This window comes from Cryobacterium sp. Hh11 (assembly GCF_004404045.1).
GTDB lineage: Bacteria > Actinomycetota > Actinomycetes > Actinomycetales > Microbacteriaceae > Cryobacterium > Cryobacterium levicorallinum.
This window is the reverse complement of sequence record NZ_SOHF01000011.1, coordinates 59,491-78,155: the sequence shown is the minus strand read 5'-3', so window position 1 is coordinate 78,155 and position 18,665 is coordinate 59,491. Positions and strand designations below refer to the sequence as shown.

Below are 18,665 nucleotides of genomic sequence, written 5' to 3'. Positions count from 1 at the left end.
CCACGGCGAGGGGCCGCGAGTCGATCGTGGTTTGACTCGACCCTAGAGAGGTATCAACGGCGGTGACAAGCAAATGCTCGAACTGTTATGAAAAGGAACCATTGTTTTTCGTCCAAGTCGGGAATTTTGCATGAAACCTGCGCTCACACGCCCGTCAAGCTAAGATTCACCCGTTTACGGTAAAAAATTCGCCGATTGGCAGTAACGGCGGGGACCGCTCTGGCCGATACGGCGCCCCCACAACACTGCGGGCCCGACGGGGATCGATCCCCGTCGGGCCCGCATCGTGCACACCGATCAGCTACCGCCCGAACTCGAAGTTTGCTCCGGGGATTGCCGCCAGCAGTTCCTGCGTGTACACCTCACGCGGGTTGTCGAACACGTCGTCGGTCGATGCCGCCTCGACGATGCGCCCTTTCTGCATGACGCAGACATTGTCGGCGACTAGGCGCACCACGGCGAGGTCGTGCGTAATGAACAGGTAGGTCAGGCCAAGCTCCGTCTGCAGCTCGGTGAGCAGGTTCAGGATCTGACCCTGCACGAGCACATCGAGCGCGGAGACGGCCTCGTCGAGCACGAGCACGTCGGGCTTCAACGCCAAGGCGCGGGCAATCGCGATGCGTTGGCGCTGGCCGCCAGAGAGTTCGCTCGGGTACCGAAACTGGGTCGACGCGGGCAGGGACACCTGATCGAGGAGCTGCAGCACGCGCTTCTGCCGTTCCCGTTTGGTGCCCACTTTGTGCGCGAGCAGCGGCTCGGCGATGGTGTTTCCCACGTTGTACTGCGGGTCGAGCGAACCGTACGGGTCCTGGAACACGGGCTGCACGCGGCGGCGGAAGTTCAGCAGCTCCTTGCCTTTCAACCCGGCAACGTCGCGCCCCTCGAATTCAATCCGCCCGCTGGTGAGGCTCTCCAGCTGCAGAATGAGCTTGGCCACGGTGGACTTGCCCGAACCGGACTCCCCCACGATCGCCGTGGTGGTGCCCTTCTTCACCCCGAACGACACCTCGTTCACGGCGAGCAGCTCGTCGAAACGCAGCCCGGACTTACGGATGCGGTACATCTTGGTGATGCCCTCGACCGAGATGAGGTCTTTGCCCGACGCTGCCAGTTCACGGTCGGTGGCGCGCCGAATCAGCGCGGTGTCCGTGCCGCCGGCCGAGAAGATTTCGGTCGCCGGGGCATCCTCATTCTTCTTCGCCTGAATGCGCCGCGAGGCGAGGCTCGGAGCGGCCGCCACCAGACGCTGGGTGTACGGATGCTGCGGGTTGGCGAGGATCTCCTGCGACGGCCCGGACTCGACGATCTTGCCCTTGTACATCACCACGAGCTGTTCGGCCCGCTCGGCCGCGAGGCCGAGGTCGTGGGTGATGAACAGAACGCTCGTGCCGTAGTCCCGGGTGAGGGTGGCGAGGTGGTCGAGGATCTGGCGCTGCACGGTGACATCCAGCGCACTGGTCGGCTCGTCGGCGATGAGCAGTTTCGGCCGAGCCGACAGCCCAATGCCGATGAGCACACGCTGACGCATGCCGCCGGAGAATTGGTGCGGATACTGCTTGAGCCGGTCAGCGGCATCCGCCAGACCCGCCTCCTGCAGCACTTCAATGGTGCGCGCCTTCAGTGGCTTGCCGCGTAGGCCGCTGTTGGCCTTGATGGCTTCGGACACCTGAAACCCGATGTTCCACACCGGGTTGAGGTTGCTCATCGGGTCCTGCGGAACGTAGCCGATCTCGCGGCCGCGCACGATTTGCATCTCGGTGGCGTTCAGGGTGGTCAGGTCGCGACCCTCGAACAGGATCTGGCCGCCGGTCACCTGGCCGGTGCCGGCCAGCAGCTTGATGATCGCCTGCGCCGTCGTGGTCTTGCCCGAACCGGACTCCCCCACGATCGCGAGGGTCTGGCCGGGGTAGAGCGTGAAGCTGACGCCGCGCACGGCGGGCACGATGCCGCGCTGGGTGCGGAAGCCGACCTCGAGATCGCGGATCTCCAGGAGCGGTTCGGAGTCGGCGGAAGGAGTCTGGTTCACGGTTTCGGTCACTAACTGGGTCATCGGCGTGCCCTCGCTTGGGGGTCGAGCGCGTCGCGGAGCACGTCACCGAGCATGAGGAACGCCAGCACGGTCAGGGAGAGCGCGATCGAGGGATACAGCAGCACCTGCGGGCTCGTACGAATGGATGTCTGCGCTTCGCCGATATCGCGTCCCCACGACATTGTGCCCGGCCCGAGGCCGATACCGAGGAACGAGAGCGTGGCTTCGGCAACGATGAACGTGCCGAGTGAGACCGTCGCGATGACGATCACGGGGGCGATGGCGTTGGGAACCACGTGGCGCACCAGAATCTTGAACTTGGACACGCCGAGTGCGACCGACGCCACCACGTAGTCCGAGTTTCGCGCGGTCAGCACGGCGCCGCGCATGATGCGGGCGACCTGCGGCCAGGCGAAGATCGAGATGACGAGCGCGATGACCACCGGGGTGCGGTCGGGCAGCACCGAGAGCAGCACGATGGCGCCGAGCACGGTCGGAACGGCGAAGAAGATGTCGCCGATGCGCGAGACGATGGCGTCGAGGAAACCGCCGTAGTAGCCGGCGAGGGCGCCGACGATGAGGCCGAACAGAGTCACGATCGCCGCAGCCAACATGCCGACGGTTACCGAGGCGCTGGTGCCGAAGATGATTCGGGCATAGACGTCGCAGCCCTGGAAGGTGAAGCCGAGCGGATGCCCCGACTGCGGTCCCCCGTTGCTGTCCGACAACTGGCACTGGGTCGGCGACACCGACGAGAACCATCCGGGAACCAGCGCCACCAGAACGATGAGCAGGATGAGTCCGGAGGAAATCCAGAAGGCGGGCCGACGACGCATCGCGTCCCAGGCATCCGCCCAGGTGCTGCGCGCTTTCGCGGTCTCGTCGAGGTGGTCGATGGCTACGAGCGGGGTGTCTTCGAGCGCTGCAACGAAGTGCGGCTGCGCGCCCTGGTTCTTACTTGGCATAACGGATCCTTGGGTCCAGAGCTGCGTACAGCAGATCGACGAGCAGGTTGGCGAGCACGAAGATCACTACCATGACGGCGATGAACGACACCACGGTCGGTCCTTCGCCGAGGCGAATGGCCTTGAAGACGGTTCCACCGACCCCGTTGATATTGAAGATTCCCTCGGTGACGATGGCACCGACCATGAGCGAGCCGATGTCGACACCGAGAAAGGTGATCACTGGTACGAGCGAGTTGCGCAGCACGTGCACGGTCACGACGCGGGGGCGGGACAGCCCCTTCGCTGTGGCGGTGCGCACAAAGTCGGCGTTGAGGTTGTCGGACACGCTCGCCCGGGTGAGGCGCACAATATAGGCAAACGAAACGGATGCCAGCACCAGCGCTGGCAAAATCAGTTCGCCGATCGGCGCAGCACCACTGACGGTCGTGCGGGCCCAGCCCAGTTGCACGCCGAAGACGAACTGCAGCACGAAGCCGATCACAAAGGTCGGCACGCTGATCAGCAGCAGACTCACGACGAGGGCGCTGGCATCGAAAAGCTTGCCCTTGCGGAGCCCGGCGATGAGGCCGACGAGGATGCCGAAGAAGGCTTCGAAGGCGAGAGCGAGCATGGCCAGTCGGGCCGTGATCGGGAACGCGGAGGCCATCACGTCGGAGACGGAGCGACCGGAATAGGTCGTTCCGAGGTCACCTTGGAAGAAGTTACCAATATAGAGCAGGTATTGCACGAAGAACGGCTTGTCGAGGTTGTACTCGGCGCGAATTTGGGCAATGACGGCGTCCGACGGGGGACGTTCGCCGTAGAGGGCAGCAATGGGATCTCCGGGGAGGGAGAACACCATGAAGTAGATGAGGAACGTGGCGCCGAAGAACACGGGGATCATCTGGAGCAGACGTTTGCCGGTATACCAGAGCATCAGCTACCCGTCGGCGCAGTTGACACGGTGCTGATTGGCACGGGTGAAGTCGAGTGCATGAAAGATTCGCAATCATTAAGGGGAACTCGAGAGGCCCGGGGAATGACCCCCGGGCCTCTCGTAACGACGAACTAGGAACGAACTATTAGTTCTTGGTGATCGCGTGGTAGAGCGGCACGGAATCCCAGCCGAACTCAACGTTGCTCACCGTGTCAGACCAGACGCCGGAGGTGTTCTGGTACCACAGCGGGATGGTCGGGAGGTCCTGCAGCAGGACTTCCTGAGCCTCGACGTACTTGGCGGTGGCTTCTTCAACGCTGGATGCCGCGGCGCCTTCCTTCAGGAGCGTGTCGAATGCCTCGCTGCTGTAGCCCTCGTAGTTCGAGCCGGCACCGGTCTGGTACAGCGGCGCAAGGAAGTTGTACAGCGACGGGTAGTCGGCCTGCCATCCGGCGCGAGTAGCGCCGGTCAGTGCCTGAGCGTCACGGTCTTCAAGTGCAGCGCCGAAGGTCGGGTACGGCTTGCCGACTGCGTCGATGCCGAGGGTGTTCTTGACGCTGTTGACGACGGCGTCGACCCAGACCTGGTGGGGTCCGTCGGCGTTGTACGCGATGTCAAAGGTGCCGGTGTACGGCGAGATGGCATCGGCTTCGGCCCAGAGTGCGACGGCCTCTTCGGGGTTGAATTCGAGCACTTCGGAACCCGCGAGGGAATCGGAGTAGCCATCGATAACCGGGGAGGTGAAGTCGGTGGCGGGGGTGCGGGTGTTCTGGAAGACGACGTCGGTGATCTCGGCGCGGTCAATGGCCATGGAGACGGCGGCGCGACGCAGCTTGCCCTCATCGCCGGACCAGTGCTCGAGGTAGTACGGCATGTTGAAGGCCTGGAATACCGCGGCGGGCTCATTGATGAAGGTATCCGGGAAGTCCGACTCGTAGCTCGCGAGGGCGGATTCGGGGATGGCATCGAGCACGTCGAGGTCGCCGCCCTGCACGGCCGCGTAAGCGGCATCGAAGGAGGCATAGAAGATGATGGTTAATCCATCATTGGCGGGGGTGCGCACACCCGCGTAGTCCGGGTTGGTGACGAGTTCGATCTGCACCTCGTGCTCCCAGGCGTTCTCGCTCGCGAGCTCGTACGGGCCGTTGCCGATCGGGTTCTGACCAAAGGCATCCATGTCTTCGAAAGCAACCTCGGGCAGCGGCGAGTAGGCCGTGTAGCCGAGGCGGAGCGGCCAGTCGGCCTCGGTTCCGGCGAGCTCCACGGTGAACGTGGTGTCGTCGACGACCGTCAGGCCGGACATGGTCTCGGCGAGCGGCGAGGCAACGCGAAGAACGTTGCCGTCCTCGTCGGTCGCGCCGGTCGGGTCGTCGATCATGTTGGAGACGTCGGAGTAGCCGACGATGTTGTCGAAGAAGTAGGAGGAACCCTGCGCGTTGGTGGACAGCGCGCCATAGTTCCAGGCATCAACGAAGGACGATGCCGTGACGGGCTCGTCGTTGGTGAAAGTCCAGTCATCTTTCAGCGTGACGGTCCAGGTCGTGGCGTCGTCGGACTCGATTGACTCGGCGACCTCGTTCTGAATCTCGCCGTCGGCCGAGTACGAGACCAGACCGGCGAAGATGGACGTGATGATCTTTCCGCCGCCCACCTCGGTGGTGTTGGTCGGGATCAGCGACATCTGCGGCTCGCTGCCGTTCGTCGTGATGATCGCGGTGCCGTCAGCCGATGTCGTCGATTCTCCAGCGCAACCCGAGAGCACGAGGGCTCCGGTCGAGGCGAGAGCGATGGCAACAATGCCCATTCTCCTGATTTTCAATTTTTGCTCCTATGCACAAAAGGGCGCCTGACACAGCTCTTGACCGGGTCACGCGCCAGTAGAGTCAACCTAATTTTGGCCGCGAAAGCACCGGCTCAATATTGGGGGGTTGTTACGACCCTAGTTTGTTACTTATCCAGATTGGGCAATACGGTGAAAAATTTTACAGACGCGCAATCTATCTGACAACTATTGAGCGTCACATACTGTCATTTTGCACATATGTTGCGGGGCGGGTTTCGAACGGATGCTTCCCCCGCGATCGTGACGCGAGCGTCTGCGGATGCCGGGGTGGCAGGATAGGGCCATGCCGCCAGCATCCGCCCCGCACCGTTCCCGGCTCGGAAATTCACCGTTGTATTGGGAGATCGGCATAGTGCTCGCGCTGTCGCTCGGGGCGTCGGCCGTTTACTCGATCGTGTCGATCGTGGCCCGGCTCACCGATGTGACACCGCTCGCCGACCAGTCAGCGACGATCAATGGCTCGCAGTCGCCGCGGGAGTGGCTCGACTTCACCTACCAGTTTCTCGGCATCGCGTTCGGTCTCGCAGCGGTAGCGCTGGTGCTGTTTCTGCTCTGGAAGCCCGGGCAGAACCCGTTCACCCGGCTCGGCTTCGACCTGACCCGGCCAGGTAAGGACGTACTCGGCGGGTTCGGGCTGCTGCTGGTGATCGGTATTCCGGGGCTCGCGCTCTACCTGGCCGGGCGCGCCTTCGGCTTCACCGTGGCCGTCGTGCCCTCACCGCTCGACACGTTCTGGTGGACCATCCCCATTCTCGTGTTCGCCGCACTGAAGGCGGCGCTGGTCGAGGAGATCATCGTGGTCGGCTACCTGTTCACCCGGCTGCGTGAGCTCGGCTGGTCGACCTGGACGATCATTCTGAGCTCAGCCGTGCTGCGTGGCAGCTACCACCTGTACCAGGGCGTCGGACCGTTCTTCGGCAACGTGGCCATGGGAGTCGTGTTCGGCTGGTGCTACACCCGCTGGGGGCGCACCATGCCGCTCGTGGTGACGCACTGGCTGCTCGACATTCTCTCGTTCGTCGGGTACCCGCTCGCGCTGGCCTGGTGGCCGGGACTGCTCGCCCCGGCCAGCTAGCCCCGTCCCCTACTCGAAGGCTTCGGGCGGCGGGCAGGCACAGACCAGGTTGCGGTCGCCGTAGGCGTTGTCGATGCGACGGACCGAAGGCCAGTATTTGTTGCGCACGAGCGACGCCAGCGGATACACCGCCGTTGCCCGGTCGTAGGGATGCTCCCACTCCCCCTCGATCACGGACTGCGCGGTGTGCGGAGCGTTGTGCAACGGGTTGTCGTCGGCGGGCCAGCGGCCGGCGGCGACGGCATCCGCTTCAGCCTTGATCGCGATCATGGCGTCGCAGAAGCGGTCGATTTCGCCGAGGTCTTCACTCTCGGTGGGCTCGACCATGAGCGTGCCGGCGACCGGAAAACTCATCGTCGGCGAGTGGAAGCCGTAGTCGACGAGGCGTTTGGCCACGTCGTCCACGCTGATCCCCGTGGCCGCGGTGAGCGGACGCAGGTCGAGGATGCACTCGTGCGCGACCAGGCCGTTTTCGCCGGAATAGAGCAGCGGGTAGCTGTTCTCCAGGCGCTTGGCGACGTAATTGGCCGCGAGCACTGCGGCGCCGGTAGCCTGCTTGAGGCCATCGATGCCCATCATGCGCACATACGCCCAGGAGATGGGCAGGATGCTCGGGCTGCCGTAGGGCGCGGCCGAGACCGGTCCGCCGGCGTGCACGACGGTGGCCGAGGCTCCCCCGCTGCCGAGCAGGTAATGCTCGTCACTCTGGGCAAGCGGATGCCCCGGCAGGAACGCCGCGAGGTGCGCCTTGGCCGCAACCGGGCCGACGCCCGGCCCACCGCCGCCGTGCGGGATGCAGAAGGTTTTGTGCAGGTTCAGGTGCGAGACATCGCCGCCGAAATCGCCGTACCGGGCGAATCCGAGCAGCGCGTTGAGGTTGGCTCCGTCGACATAAACCTGGCCACCGGCCGCGTGCACGGCCGCACAAATGGTGGCGACCTCGTGCTCATACACGCCGTGGGTGGACGGGTAGGTGATCATGAGCGCGGCCAGATCGGCGGCGTGCTCGGCGATCTTGGCGTGCAGATCGGCGAGGTCAACGTTGCCGAGCTCGTCGCAGGCCACGACCACGACACGCATGCCGGCCAGGGCAGCGGATGCCGCGTTGGTGCCGTGCGCGCTCGACGGGATCAGGCAGACTGTGCGGGCACTCTCCCCATTGGACTGGTGGTAGCCGCGAATGGCGAGCAGCCCGGCCAGTTCGCCCTGGCTGCCGGCGTTCGGCTGGAGCGACACAGAATCGTAACCGGTGACATCCGTCAGCCAGGTTTCGAGCTGGCGCACCAGGTGCAGGTAGCCCTCGACGTCGGCGCGCGGTGCGAACGGGTGGATCCCGGCGAATTCGGGCCAGCTGACGGCCTCCATCTCGCTCGCCGCGTTGAGCTTCATGGTGCAGGAGCCAAGCGGGATCATGCCGCGATCGAGCGCATAATCGTAGTCGGCGAGGCGCTTGAGGTAACGCATCATGCTGGTCTCGGAGCGGTGAGTGTTGAACACCGGGTGGGTGAGGAAATCGCTGGTGCGTTCGAGATCGGTCGGCAGCCCGTGCTGCACGGCGTCGAAGTCGACGTGGCCGAATGCCGAGCGGCCGCCGAACGCTCCGACGATATAAGAGAGGTCGGCAAGCGTGGTGGTCTCATCCACCGACACGCTGATGATGTTCTCATCGACCTGGTGCAGGTTGTAGCCGCTCGCGGCTGCCTTCGCGACGACCTCGGCGGCGCCCGCCGGCACGTTGATCTGGAACGTGTCAAAGAACGCGTCGGTGAGCACGTCGACGTCGATCGCGCGCAGGGCGGCGACGAGGGCACCGGCTCGCTCGTGCACCCGGGTGGCGATCGTTTTCAGGCCCTCGGGCCCGTGATAGACGGCATACATGCCGGCCATGACGGCGAGCAGCACCTGGGCGGTGCAGATGTTCGAGGTGGCTTTGTCGCGGCGAATATGCTGTTCGCGTACCTGCAGGGCGAGGCGGTAGGCGGGGTGGCCGGTGGCGTCCACGCTCACTCCCACCAGGCGGCCGGGCAGCTGGCGTTCGAGTCCCTTGCGCACGGCCATGTAGCCGGCGTGCGGTCCGCCGAAGCCCATCGGCACACCGAAACGCTGGCTGGTGCCGACGGCGACGTCGGCGCCGAGGTCGCCGGGCGACTTCAGCAGGGTGAGGGCGAGCAGGTCAGCGGCCACAACGGCGAGCGCCTTCTGTTCGTGCGCCAGGTCGATGACGCCCTCGGGGTTCCAGATGCGACCGGAGCTGGACGGGTACTGCACGAAGACACCGAAATAGTCGCCGAGATCCTCGGCCGTGGTCTGCTCGCTCAGGTCAACCTGGACGAGTTCGATGCCGAGTACGGCGGCGCGATTGGCGAGCAGCGCGTGCGTCTGGGGGAAGGCATCCGTGTCAACGATGAAGCGGCGCGAGCCCGACTTGGACGCGCGCAGGGCGAGCAGCATGCCCTCGACGACGGCCGTTGACTCATCGAGCATCGACGCGTTGGCCGTGGTCAGCCCGGTGAGGTCGGCGATCATGGTCTGAAAGTTGATCAGGGCTTCGAGCCGGCCCTGCGAGATTTCCGGCTGGTACGGCGTGTAGGCGGTGTACCAGCTGGGGTTTTCGAACACGTTGCGCTTGATCACGGCGGGCGTGAACGTATCGTAGTAGCCCTGACCGATCATCGAGCGTTTGACCGTGTTGCGGCCGGCAAGGGCGCGCAACTCCGCGACGGCCTCGCTCTCGGTTGCGGCGGGCGGCAGGGCGCTGTCGCCGTCCTGCCGAAACAGGTCGGCGTGGATCGACGCGGGCATGGCGGCGGAGACGAGGTGTTCCACCGAGTCGTAGCCGAGCGTGGCGAGCATGTGGGACTGGGCGTCGGCATCCGTTCCGATGTGACGCTGAGTGAAAGCCTGGCTCATAGTGCGTCTACTCCCCGATCAGGGCGGAATACTCGGCAAAGCTGAGCAGCGTGGGGAGAGTCTCGAATTCGACCTTGATCAGCCAGCCCGCGCCGAAGGGGTCGCTGTTGACCAGTTCGGGGCTGTCCACGACGGCGTCGTTGGTTTCTGTGACGGTGCCGTTGACCGGAGCGAACAGTTCACCGACCGACTTGGTCGATTCGATTTCGCCGACGACCGTACCGCTGGCGACGGTGCTGCCGACGCCCGGCAGTTCGACGAAAACGACGTCACCGAGCTTTTCGGCGGCATACGCGGTGATGCCGACGGTCGCGACGCTGCCGTCGACTAAAACCCATTCGTGCTCGGCGGTGTATTGAAGTTCGGACGGCTGAAGCGAAGATGTGTTTGTCATGGGATTGCCTTTCGCAGGGTGAGGGTCTACTTGACGCGCTTATAGAAGGGGAGCGAGGTGACGGTCGCCGGAATGCGGGTACCCCGCACGTCGACATAGACCTCGGTGCCGAGACGGGCGAGGTCGGGGCTGACGTAGGCCATGGCGATCGGGTAACCGAGGGTCGGCGACAGGGCGCCGCTGGTGATGACGCCGTCGGCGTTTTCCGCGTCGACGCTGCGGAAGATCTCGTAGTCCGCGCGTCCGGCACGCTTGCCAGCGGCAATCAGACCGACCAAAACGGATGCCCCAGCCTCCGGCCCCGCAACGCTGGCCGCTCGGCCGACGAAGTCGTTCTCCTTCTTCAGGTTGACGACGCGGCCGAGTCCAGCCTGGACCGGGAAGGTGTTGAGGGTCAATTCGTGACCGTAAAGTGGCATGCCAGCCTCGAGGCGGAGGGTATCGCGGCTGGCCAGCCCAGCCGGCACCAGGCCTCGGTCGGCGCCGGCGACCACGAGTGCGTCCCAGAGTTCACGGGCCTGGTCGGCCGCGAGGTAGAGCTCGAAACCGTCTTCACCGGTGTACCCGGTGCGGGCGACCAGCAGCGGCTGGCCACGGAAGAAGGCATCCGTGATGCGGTAATACTTCATGAACAGCAGGTCGGTGCCGACGTCGGTGACGCCGCCGGTGGCGCGCAGAATGGCGAGGGCGTTCGGACCCTGCACGGCGATCAGCGCGTAGTCGTCGCTCTGGTCGACGACGCTCACGTCGAAGCCTTCGGCACGGGCGAGCAACGCGTCGAACGCGGCGAATCGGTTGCCCGCGTTGGCCACAACCAGAAACTTGGTTTCATCGAGGCTGTAGACGACGAGATCGTCGATGATGCCGCCGTTCTCGGCCAGCAGCAGGCTGTACTTGGCCTGCCAGAGTTCGATACCCGAGAGCTCGCCGGCCAGCGCGTAGTCGAGGTAGGCGGCGGCATCCGTGCCTTCGACCAGAATTTCGGCCATGTGGGACAGGTCGAACAGGCCGGCCGCGTTGCGCACGGCGTGGTGCTCGGCGAGATCGCTGGAGTAGCGCACCGGCATCTGCCAGCCGGCGAAGTCGGTGAAGCTGGCACCGGCATCGACGTGCGCCTGGTGCAGCGGGGAGAAGCGTTCGGTATTTCGTGAATCGGTGGAGTCGGGGGTGCTGGAATCGGCCGTGGTCATGAGTTCTCCGGGTCACAGGGTGGTGTGTACGGCTCGTTGAGCCGCGTGGGAACTCCCCCTCTGTCGCTCGTGCCTGAGAGCTTCACCAGCGCGCGGGCGCTGACTTTCACCGTGGGCGAGATTGCCAGGCACGCACAATCTACTTTTCAGAGTGGCCAGTTCGATGCGGTACGAGTACCTGAGAGATTGTCGGGGAGGATTGCTCCTTCGGTGTTCGCACGCTGTCGCGCCGAACTCTCCCGCACCGTCCATATAGCCCGATATTCAGTTGTGGTAGCGCTCAGCCTAGCCCCACACTCCGCTGCTTCCGCGTCGATGGCTGTCCAGCAGGTGGGTATCGATCATGCCGATCGCCTCCATCAGGGCGAACATCGTGGTCGGTCCGACGAAGACGAAGCCGACCTTCTTGAGGGCTTTCGCGAGCGAAACGGATGCCTCGGAGCTGGTCGGCACGTCGGCCTGCGTTCGCGGCTGCGGGGTTTCGTTCGGCTGGAACCCCCAGACGAAGTCGACCAGTCCGCCCTGCTCGCGCAGCGCGACGGTGGCCTGGGCGTTGCTGATCGTCGCGCGAATCTTGAGGCGGTTGCGTACGATCGCCGCGTCGCTCAGCAGGCGTTCGACGTCGTCCTCGTCGAAGGCAGCGACCCGGTCGGGGTCGAAGTCGGCGAATGCCGCACGAAAACCGGGGCGCTTGCGCAGAATGATCGCCCAGGACAGCCCGGATTGGAACGCCTCGAGGCTGATGCGCTCGAACAGGGCGTGTTCAAAGCGCACCGGAATACCCCACTCGGTGTCGTAGTAGTCGCGGAGCATCGGGTCGACCGCAGCCCACCGGGGTCGGGCGAGGCCGTCGGGACCGACGATGGCGCCGGAGGCTGGTGGGATTTCTGTCATCCAGTCCATTAGAACACCACTCGCCACAGGCTGCGGCCGAGGTGAGCGAGAGGACTAAAGTCGCAGCCAGAGCCAAGGAGACGTCTTCAATGCGCTCGGCAATCAGAGTGCGAACCTGGAGTGGCTGCACATCCTGAGTCCGTACTTCTGGGCGTTCGGTGACAGCCCGCTGAGCACCGGGGCGAACGTGACGACGATCGTCGTGTTCTACGCCGTCTCGCTCCTACTGGCGGCGGCGGCAGCCATCGCCCTGCGCCAACGCGACATCGGCGTGTGAGTCACTAGGCCCAGGTCGCAGCCGCGGCCTGGGTCAGCTCGATGATGTTGTCGAGCAATGCTTCCATGGTGGGCGAGCGCAGCAGCACGATCTGATCGAGCGGTCCGACCGGGGCGATCGCGGCGAGCTGCCAGGCGGCGGCGGTCGGGTCGTGCGAGAGCGCGACATCGGGCGACCACTCCTGGTCGCTGAACTCGCTCGCGAGTGACAGGGTGCGGCGCACAAGTTGCTCGGCCTGTTCGCGGCGCGGCAGCAGCGCATCGTCCCATTCCAGGTCGGGTAGTGCACGAACCGTCGCGAGCGGATGCGGGTCCTCCGGCATCCACTCGGTCACCTCGATTCTGCGCTCACCCTGCACCACCAGCCCGAGGTAACCCTCGGGGGCTTCGAGCTGAGTAACCCGGGCGACGGTGCCGACGCTGAACCGACGTTCGCCGCCGCCCACTTCCTGGCCGCGTTCGATCAGCACGATGCCGAACTCGGCCGGCTCGGCATCGAGCACCCGGGCCAGCATCACGAGGTAGCGTTCCTCGAACACGCGCAGTTGCAGCGGCATGTAGGGGAACAGCACGGATCCCAGAGGGAACATCGGCAGGGTCGTCATACACCCAGCGAACCACGTTGACGCCGCCGCGCCTAGCCCCAGGCACGTGTTCGCGGTGAACACTCGTTGGGTGCAGCGGTCGGACATCCGTGCGTGCAGCGGTGGGTTCGGTCGGTTTCGGCGCGTAGCCTAGAAGGGCTGCTCGCCTCCCGCGCAGCGGACGAGAGGCTTTACGTGGACATCACCCTGCTGGCACATTTCGTGGCCGCCGCTGAGGCACCCGATTTCGCTCGCGCCGCGCAGACACTCGGCGTCTCCCGCGACACCCTCAGCGCCTCGGTAAAGCGAGTCGAAGCCGAACTCGGCTATGCACTGTTCGATCGTGCCGCCGAGAGCACGACGCTCACTGAGATCGGGGCTGCCTTCCTGGACGACGCCCGCCTCGAGTTGACCGAGGCCGCCGGGCGCGGCGCGCAGGCTAGCGGCGGTTCGCGCCGGTCAGGCGGTTCAGGTGGCGGCGGTAAGGCCAAGGCCAACAAGGGCAAGGGCCGCGCCCCCGCGGTGAAGGGCCAGCCGAAGCTCGGGAAGAAGCGCCAGTCGCGCTGATTCGCGACGCTTGTTTAGCAATGCACGTGGCGGCCAAAACGGGACCCGCAGGACCGATTACCGGTCTGGCAGGTCCCGTTCATATCGACGGCTTCGTCGACTATTTCCGCCGATTCTGAACGATAGGCTGCTTGAGGCTAGTCGCCTCCTCCAGAGTCAGTTCGACCTCGGCAAAGGCCTGGTCGTCTGAGAAGGACTTCATCCGCGCGATCCGGAAGATGATCAGGCCGTACAGACATTTGGCCAGGATATCTGCTACGGAGTAGCCGATCTGGAGTCCGACCCATGCATCGGACCCGTCGATACCCAGTCCGGGCAGCAGATAGGCAATCGGGTAGACGCCCCACGTTGCCAGCAGGAGCAGTCGCAGCAGGCTGATGGTCTTACGCACCGTGGCGGGTTGGCGGTCGAGCGACTTGGTCAGTTCAACGAAGAGCACGTAGAGGATATACGCGAAGGGAAGAGAAGAAAGCAGACCGAAGATGCCACGGGTGAGGTTGTCCGACGCCATTTCGCCGGGGTAGCCCAAGGCAATCATCAGGGCAGCAGCAGGAATGAGCCGGGTGAGCAGGCTGCTCTGCACCTTCCGGGCCAGCGCCAGAACTGCCACGAGTTCAAGGAGAAGCAGCGGAACCGTCAGCAGCCAGTCAACGTAGCGGTATCCCTCGTTGAACGACGCTCCTGCGACCTGAACATAATCACCGCGGCCGCCGACCGCCTCGGTCACGAAAGCTTCCGTGAATGAATTGAAAATGCGGAAGTAGTGATACGCCGCGATGCCACAAACGATCGCCGCGACAGTCAATGCCTGGCGATACCTCGGCAATACGCGCGGAAGGCTGATGACCAGAAAGATAGAGGTGAAAAGCTGCGAGGCAATCACGAGGGAAAAAATATTGTAGATGGTGTCGTACTGCACTTGGGTTAGTGAATCAGGTATCAAAATAGCCTCTGATGCTCGAGAATCGCTGACGGTACGGGAGATAAAGCACGTACTTAGGTAACCTAGCTAGGTATATTAGGAAACCTACTCCAAATCGACGTTCAGAGGTAGTAGTGATTCATCCGTAGATTTCTTCAGCTGTTGCAGCCGACTCGATCGGTCCACAGAAGCACCACACCTCAGCATGTGGTTAAGAGAAATAGAGCACAAATGAACTCTCTCGAAGACGTTGACGTTGTGGTGCTTGGTGCGGGACTGGCCGGGCTCAGCCTGGCGGCCCGGCTGGCGCGCGCGCCAGCCGGGCCGCGCGTTGTCGTCGTCGAACCGCGCACCGCGTACCAGGACGACCGCAGCTGGTGCTTTTGGCAGCAAGAACAACACGAACTCTCGCACTTGGTTTCCCAACGCTGGCCGACGTGGACCTTTACTGATGCCGAAGGTAGCGCGGTTCGGCACGAGGTTCCGGCATTGTCATACCAGTACATTCGTGGCATCGACTTCTATTCCAGCGCGCAGACCGACATCGCTCAGTCGCCGCGTGTAGACCTGCGTCTCGGCGTACGCGCCGAAATGGTGAGCGCGGTGCCGGACGGTGTGCGGGTCGAAACCAGTGGCGGCACACTGCTGGCCCGTCAGGTGATCGATACGCGACCACGGCCCGCTGCGGCGATGCTCTATCAAAGTTTTGTGGGCGTTGAATTCGAGTGTGACGGGCCGCATCCGTTCGACCCGACCGAGGTGACATTGATGGGGTCGCTTGCCGCCAATGAGGAAGGCCTGAGCTTCGTTTACGCGCTGCCATTGGGTCCGAACCGGGCCATCGTGGAGTGGACCCGCTTCGGCACAACGCCGATCAAACGGGAACTTCTGGCCGGTGAGTTGGACCACGTTTTAACGGGCCTGGGTCTGGATGACGTTCGTCGGGTGCGCACCGAGGGTGGGGTGCTGGCCATGGGACGGGGCCGTCAGACCGCGCCGGAGATACCCGGGGTGGTGCTTGCCGGAAATGCGGGCGGTGCCTTGCGAGCCGCCTCAGGCTATGGATTCTTGCGCATTCAACGGTGGGCGCAAGTGTGCACGGATCGCCTCCTGGCGGGGCGGGAAGCGGTGGGGCATCCCGAAGAACCGTGGCTGCGTCGCACCTTCGACCGCATCTTTCTCCAGGCCGTTCGCGCGCATCCGGAACGTACTGCAGAGTATTTTCTCGCCCTGGCCCGCGGTGTGCCGCCGGCCACCCTGGTGCGTTTCCTCAGTGACGGCGCCCGGGCCGCAGACTATGCCAAAATCATATTCAGCCTGCCCTGGAGCCCGTTTATCGCCCAGGTAGCCGCACCCACAGCCTTCACGTCTGCATCGGCTGCACAGGCCTTACTCGTCGCCACGCCCACTGGGACCGTGTGCTCGGGCGAGACACAATGATGGAGCAGGTCGCCGCGCCCCGAGTCGGTACCGCCCGCGCAACGGCCCGGATCCGCCACGTCCCCATTGAAACGGTGGTGTTCTCCGGTCTGGCGCTGACCACGCTGGCCATGCTCGAGTTCGGCCTGCCGATGCTCTCACCTACGCTTCAGGTCGTACTTCTCGGCGTGCTCGTCGCCGTGCTGGGTCTGCCGCACGGTGCCCTCGATCCATTGATCGCGCGTCGCGTCGGCGTCTGGCGAACCCCGCTGGGTTTTGCTGCGTTCAACACGGTATACCTCGTGATTGTGGTCGGTGTCGTGCTGCTCTGGCTGGTCGCCCCGGTGCTGAGCTTGGTTGCGTTCCTGATCGTGTCGGCGCTGCATTTCGGGTCTGATTGGAACGCTGATCGTGGGTTGTGGCTACGCTTTCTCGCCGGATTCGGACTGCTGAGCGTACCGGCCTTCTCACATCCGGATCAGGTGGGCGCTGCCTACGTGGTGCTTGCCGGTGCCGACGGCGCGATGGTGTCGGGCGTGCAGGCAGAACTGGCACCGCTCGCTCTGGCCGGGCTGCTGGTGGCGGCCGTCGCCGCCATGCGGCATCGGCCGCATGAGAGCGTGGAAATCGTGCTCACGTCGGTGCTCGCATTGGCCTGCGAACCGCTGGTGTTCTTTTTGGTGTATTTCTGTGCGCTGCACAGCTTTCGGCATTTGAGGGCGGGGTTTGCCGAAGAACGTGGCGGAGGGCGACTACCGCTCCTGATCGTGGTCGTGTATACCGTGGTGCCGATCCTCGCGGCCGGTGCTTTGCTGTTCGTCATCGGCCCCAGCGGCGCTATGCCGGAGCAGATTCTGCAAGTGTTGTTCATCGGCCTGGCCGGCCTCACCGTGCCGCACATGATCGTGGTCACCCACGAAAAGCGGCACCAAAAGAAGTTGATGGCCCTGCCCGCGTGAGCTGTTCGGACGTGACCGTCAGCCCTCGAGAACCTGGCCCGCTTCGACGTTCCAGTGCCGGTCGGTGCGCACGTTGGCCAGCATGCGCCGGTCGTGGGTGACCAGAAGCAGCGTGCCTTCATAACTGTCGAGCGCCTGTTCCAGTTGCTCAATCGCCGCGAGGTCGAGGTGGTTGGTCGGCTCGTCGAGCACGAGCAGGTTCACACCACGCGCCTGCAGCAGCGCGAGCCCGGCCCGGGTGCGCTCCCCCGGCGACAGATCGTCGACCGGGCGGTTCACATGGTCGGCTTTCAGGCCGAACTTAGCCAGCAGGGTGCGCACTTCGGCCGGGGACAGATCGGGTACGAGTAGCTCGAAACTCGCGGCCAGGGGCCGGGCGCCGGCCAGGAGCGCCCGGGCCTGGTCGATTTCTCCGATCGCAACGCTGGCGCCGAGGTGAGCGCTGCCGGCATCCGCTTTCTGACGTCCCAGCAGAGCGCGCAGCAGGGTGGACTTACCGGCGCCGTTCGGGCCGGTGATGCCGATGCGTTCTCCGCCGTTGATCTGCAGGGATACCGGGCCGAGCACGAAGTCGCCCTGCCGGAATTCGGCGTTATTGAGGGTGGCCACGACGGCGCTCGAGCGCGGGGCGGCGCCGATGGTGAACTCGAGCTGCCATTCCTTGCGGGGTTCCTCGACTTCTTCCATGCGCGCAATACGGCTCTCCATCTGCCGCACCTTCTGGCCCTGCTTCTCGCTCGATTCGACCGAAGCCTTGCGGCGGATCTTGTCGTTGTCCGGTGCCTTCTTCATGGCATTGCGCACGCCCTGGCTCGACCATTCCCGCTGAGTTCTGGCCCGCCCGACAAGGTCGGCTTTCTTGGCGGCGAACTCGTCGTAGTTCTCACGGTTGTGCCGGCGCGCGGTTTCGCGTTCCTCGAGGTAGGAGTCGTAGCCGCCGCCGAACACCCGGTTCGCGCCCTGCGCGAGGTCGAGTTCGAGCACCCGGGTGACGCAGCGGGCGAGGAATTCGCGGTCGTGGCTGACCAGCACGACGCCGCCGCGCAGCCCGGTAACGAAGGTTTCGAGGCGTTCGAGCCCGTCGAGGTCGAGATCATTCGTCGGCTCATCGAGCAGCACGATGTCAAAGCGAGAGAGCAGCAGAGCGGCCAGGCCAACCCTGGCAGCCTGGCCGCCGGAAAGCGCGGTCATCAGGCTATCGGCGGTGAGTGTGCTGCCGAGGGTGAGGCCGAGGTCGGCGAGCACGATCGGCAGCCGCTCGTCGAGGTCGGCGGCACCGCTGGCCAGCCAACGCTCGAGCGCGCTCGAATAGGCGTCGGCCGGGTCGATCCCTCCGGCGCGCGGCTGAGCGGCTCCGAGAGCGGATGCCGCGGCATCCATTTCGCGGGTCGCCTCGGCGCAGCCTGTGCGCCGGCCGATGTAGCCGGCGATGGTTTCCCCGGGCACCCGTTCGTGTTCCTGCGGGAGCGCGCCGACGAAGGCATCCGCTGGGCTGAGCGCGATGGTGCCGGCTTGCGGCTCGGTAAGCCCCGCCAGCAGGTTCAACAGGGTGGATTTGCCCGCGCCGTTGGCGCCGACCACGCCGATCACATCACCGGGGGCGACGGTCAGGTCGAGCGATTCAAAGAGGGTGCGGTGCGCGTAGCCGCCGGCCAGGCCCTTGGCCACGAGTGTTCCGGTCATTACCCAATGTTCTCATTGCCGCAGGCGTAGGGCGAC

Annotated in this window: 15 protein-coding genes and 1 riboswitch; of the genes, 4 read left to right on the top strand and 11 right to left on the bottom strand. The window is 64.6% G+C overall.

Annotation, left to right across the window (positions count from 1 at the left end):
* Nucleotides 1–301: 301 nt before the first annotated feature.
* From E3T46_RS04035 to E3T46_RS04020, 4 genes are all read right to left on the bottom strand, one after another.
* A complete protein-coding gene (locus tag E3T46_RS04035; RefSeq protein WP_134442004.1) occupies nt 302–2,050 on the bottom strand; it encodes an ABC transporter ATP-binding protein in 1,749 nt (582 codons plus the stop codon).
* A complete protein-coding gene (locus E3T46_RS04030) occupies nt 2,047–2,994 on the bottom strand; it encodes an ABC transporter permease (protein WP_092450294.1) in 948 nt (315 codons plus the stop codon). The genes E3T46_RS04035 and E3T46_RS04030 overlap by 4 nt, the downstream gene beginning before the upstream one ends.
* A complete protein-coding gene (locus E3T46_RS04025) occupies nt 2,984–3,913 on the bottom strand; it encodes an ABC transporter permease (protein ID WP_134577558.1) in 930 nt (309 codons plus the stop codon). The genes E3T46_RS04030 and E3T46_RS04025 overlap by 11 nt, the downstream gene beginning before the upstream one ends.
* Before the next feature lie 145 nt (nt 3,914–4,058).
* Entirely contained in the window at nt 4,059–5,717 is a 1,659-nt protein-coding gene (locus E3T46_RS04020) for an ABC transporter substrate-binding protein (RefSeq protein WP_241979009.1), read from the bottom strand.
* Nucleotides 5,718–6,039: 322 nt separating this feature from the next.
* Here E3T46_RS04020 and E3T46_RS04015 point away from each other — a divergent pair, with 322 nt between their 5' ends.
* Nucleotides 6,040–6,831: a CPBP family intramembrane glutamic endopeptidase gene (locus E3T46_RS04015; protein ID WP_092450299.1), complete on the top strand. Its 792-nt coding sequence runs from the start codon at nt 6,040–6,042 to the stop codon at nt 6,829–6,831.
* 9 nt (nt 6,832–6,840) lie between these two features.
* Here E3T46_RS04015 and gcvP read toward each other — a convergent pair whose 3' ends face one another.
* The 5 genes from gcvP to E3T46_RS03990 form a co-directional block, all read right to left on the bottom strand.
* Nucleotides 6,841–9,741: an aminomethyl-transferring glycine dehydrogenase gene (gene gcvP, locus E3T46_RS04010; protein ID WP_134577557.1), complete on the bottom strand. Its 2,901-nt coding sequence runs from the start codon at nt 9,739–9,741 to the stop codon at nt 6,841–6,843.
* A gap of 7 nt (nt 9,742–9,748) precedes the next feature.
* On the bottom strand, nt 9,749–10,135 hold the full coding sequence (gcvH, locus tag E3T46_RS04005) for a glycine cleavage system protein GcvH (protein ID WP_092450303.1): 387 nt from the start codon (nt 10,133–10,135) through the stop codon (nt 9,749–9,751).
* A 26-nt stretch (nt 10,136–10,161) separates the two neighbouring features.
* On the bottom strand, nt 10,162–11,325 hold the full coding sequence (gene gcvT / locus E3T46_RS04000; RefSeq protein ID WP_134577556.1) for a glycine cleavage system aminomethyltransferase GcvT: 1,164 nt from the start codon (nt 11,323–11,325) through the stop codon (nt 10,162–10,164).
* 156 nt (nt 11,326–11,481) lie between these two features.
* Nucleotides 11,482–11,577, bottom strand: a riboswitch (glycine riboswitch).
* 33 nt (nt 11,578–11,610) lie between these two features.
* Entirely contained in the window at nt 11,611–12,219 is a 609-nt protein-coding gene (locus tag E3T46_RS03995) for a DNA-3-methyladenine glycosylase I (protein ID WP_134577555.1), read from the bottom strand.
* A 281-nt stretch (nt 12,220–12,500) separates the two neighbouring features.
* Entirely contained in the window at nt 12,501–13,100 is a 600-nt protein-coding gene (locus E3T46_RS03990) for an LON peptidase substrate-binding domain-containing protein (protein WP_092450307.1), read from the bottom strand.
* A gap of 174 nt (nt 13,101–13,274) precedes the next feature.
* Here E3T46_RS03990 and E3T46_RS03985 point away from each other — a divergent pair, with 174 nt between their 5' ends.
* The gene (locus E3T46_RS03985) at nt 13,275–13,646 is read left to right on the top strand and encodes a LysR family transcriptional regulator (protein ID WP_134577554.1); all 372 of its coding nucleotides are present in this window, start codon (nt 13,275–13,277) and stop codon (nt 13,644–13,646) included.
* 100 nt (nt 13,647–13,746) lie between these two features.
* On the opposite strand, the gene E3T46_RS03980 is transcribed toward E3T46_RS03985, so the two are convergent.
* A complete protein-coding gene (locus E3T46_RS03980) occupies nt 13,747–14,565 on the bottom strand; it encodes a bacteriorhodopsin-like (RefSeq protein ID WP_241980444.1) in 819 nt (272 codons plus the stop codon).
* A gap of 234 nt (nt 14,566–14,799) precedes the next feature.
* Between E3T46_RS03980 and E3T46_RS03975 the strand changes: the two genes are divergently transcribed.
* Both E3T46_RS03975 and E3T46_RS03970 read left to right on the top strand, forming a co-directional pair.
* Nucleotides 14,800–16,008, top strand: a complete 1,209-nt coding sequence (locus E3T46_RS03975; protein WP_134577553.1) for a lycopene cyclase family protein — start codon at nt 14,800–14,802, stop codon at nt 16,006–16,008.
* Nucleotides 16,005–16,946, top strand: coding sequence for a Brp/Blh family beta-carotene 15,15'-dioxygenase (locus tag E3T46_RS03970; RefSeq protein ID WP_134577552.1), 942 nt, complete (start codon nt 16,005–16,007; stop codon nt 16,944–16,946). Before E3T46_RS03975 ends, E3T46_RS03970 begins: the two co-directional genes overlap by 4 nt.
* 18 nt (nt 16,947–16,964) lie before the next feature.
* Here E3T46_RS03970 and E3T46_RS03965 read toward each other — a convergent pair whose 3' ends face one another.
* Nucleotides 16,965–18,629, bottom strand: coding sequence for an ABC-F family ATP-binding cassette domain-containing protein (locus tag E3T46_RS03965; protein WP_134577551.1), 1,665 nt, complete (start codon nt 18,627–18,629; stop codon nt 16,965–16,967).
* Nucleotides 18,630–18,665: the final 36 nt, after the last annotated feature.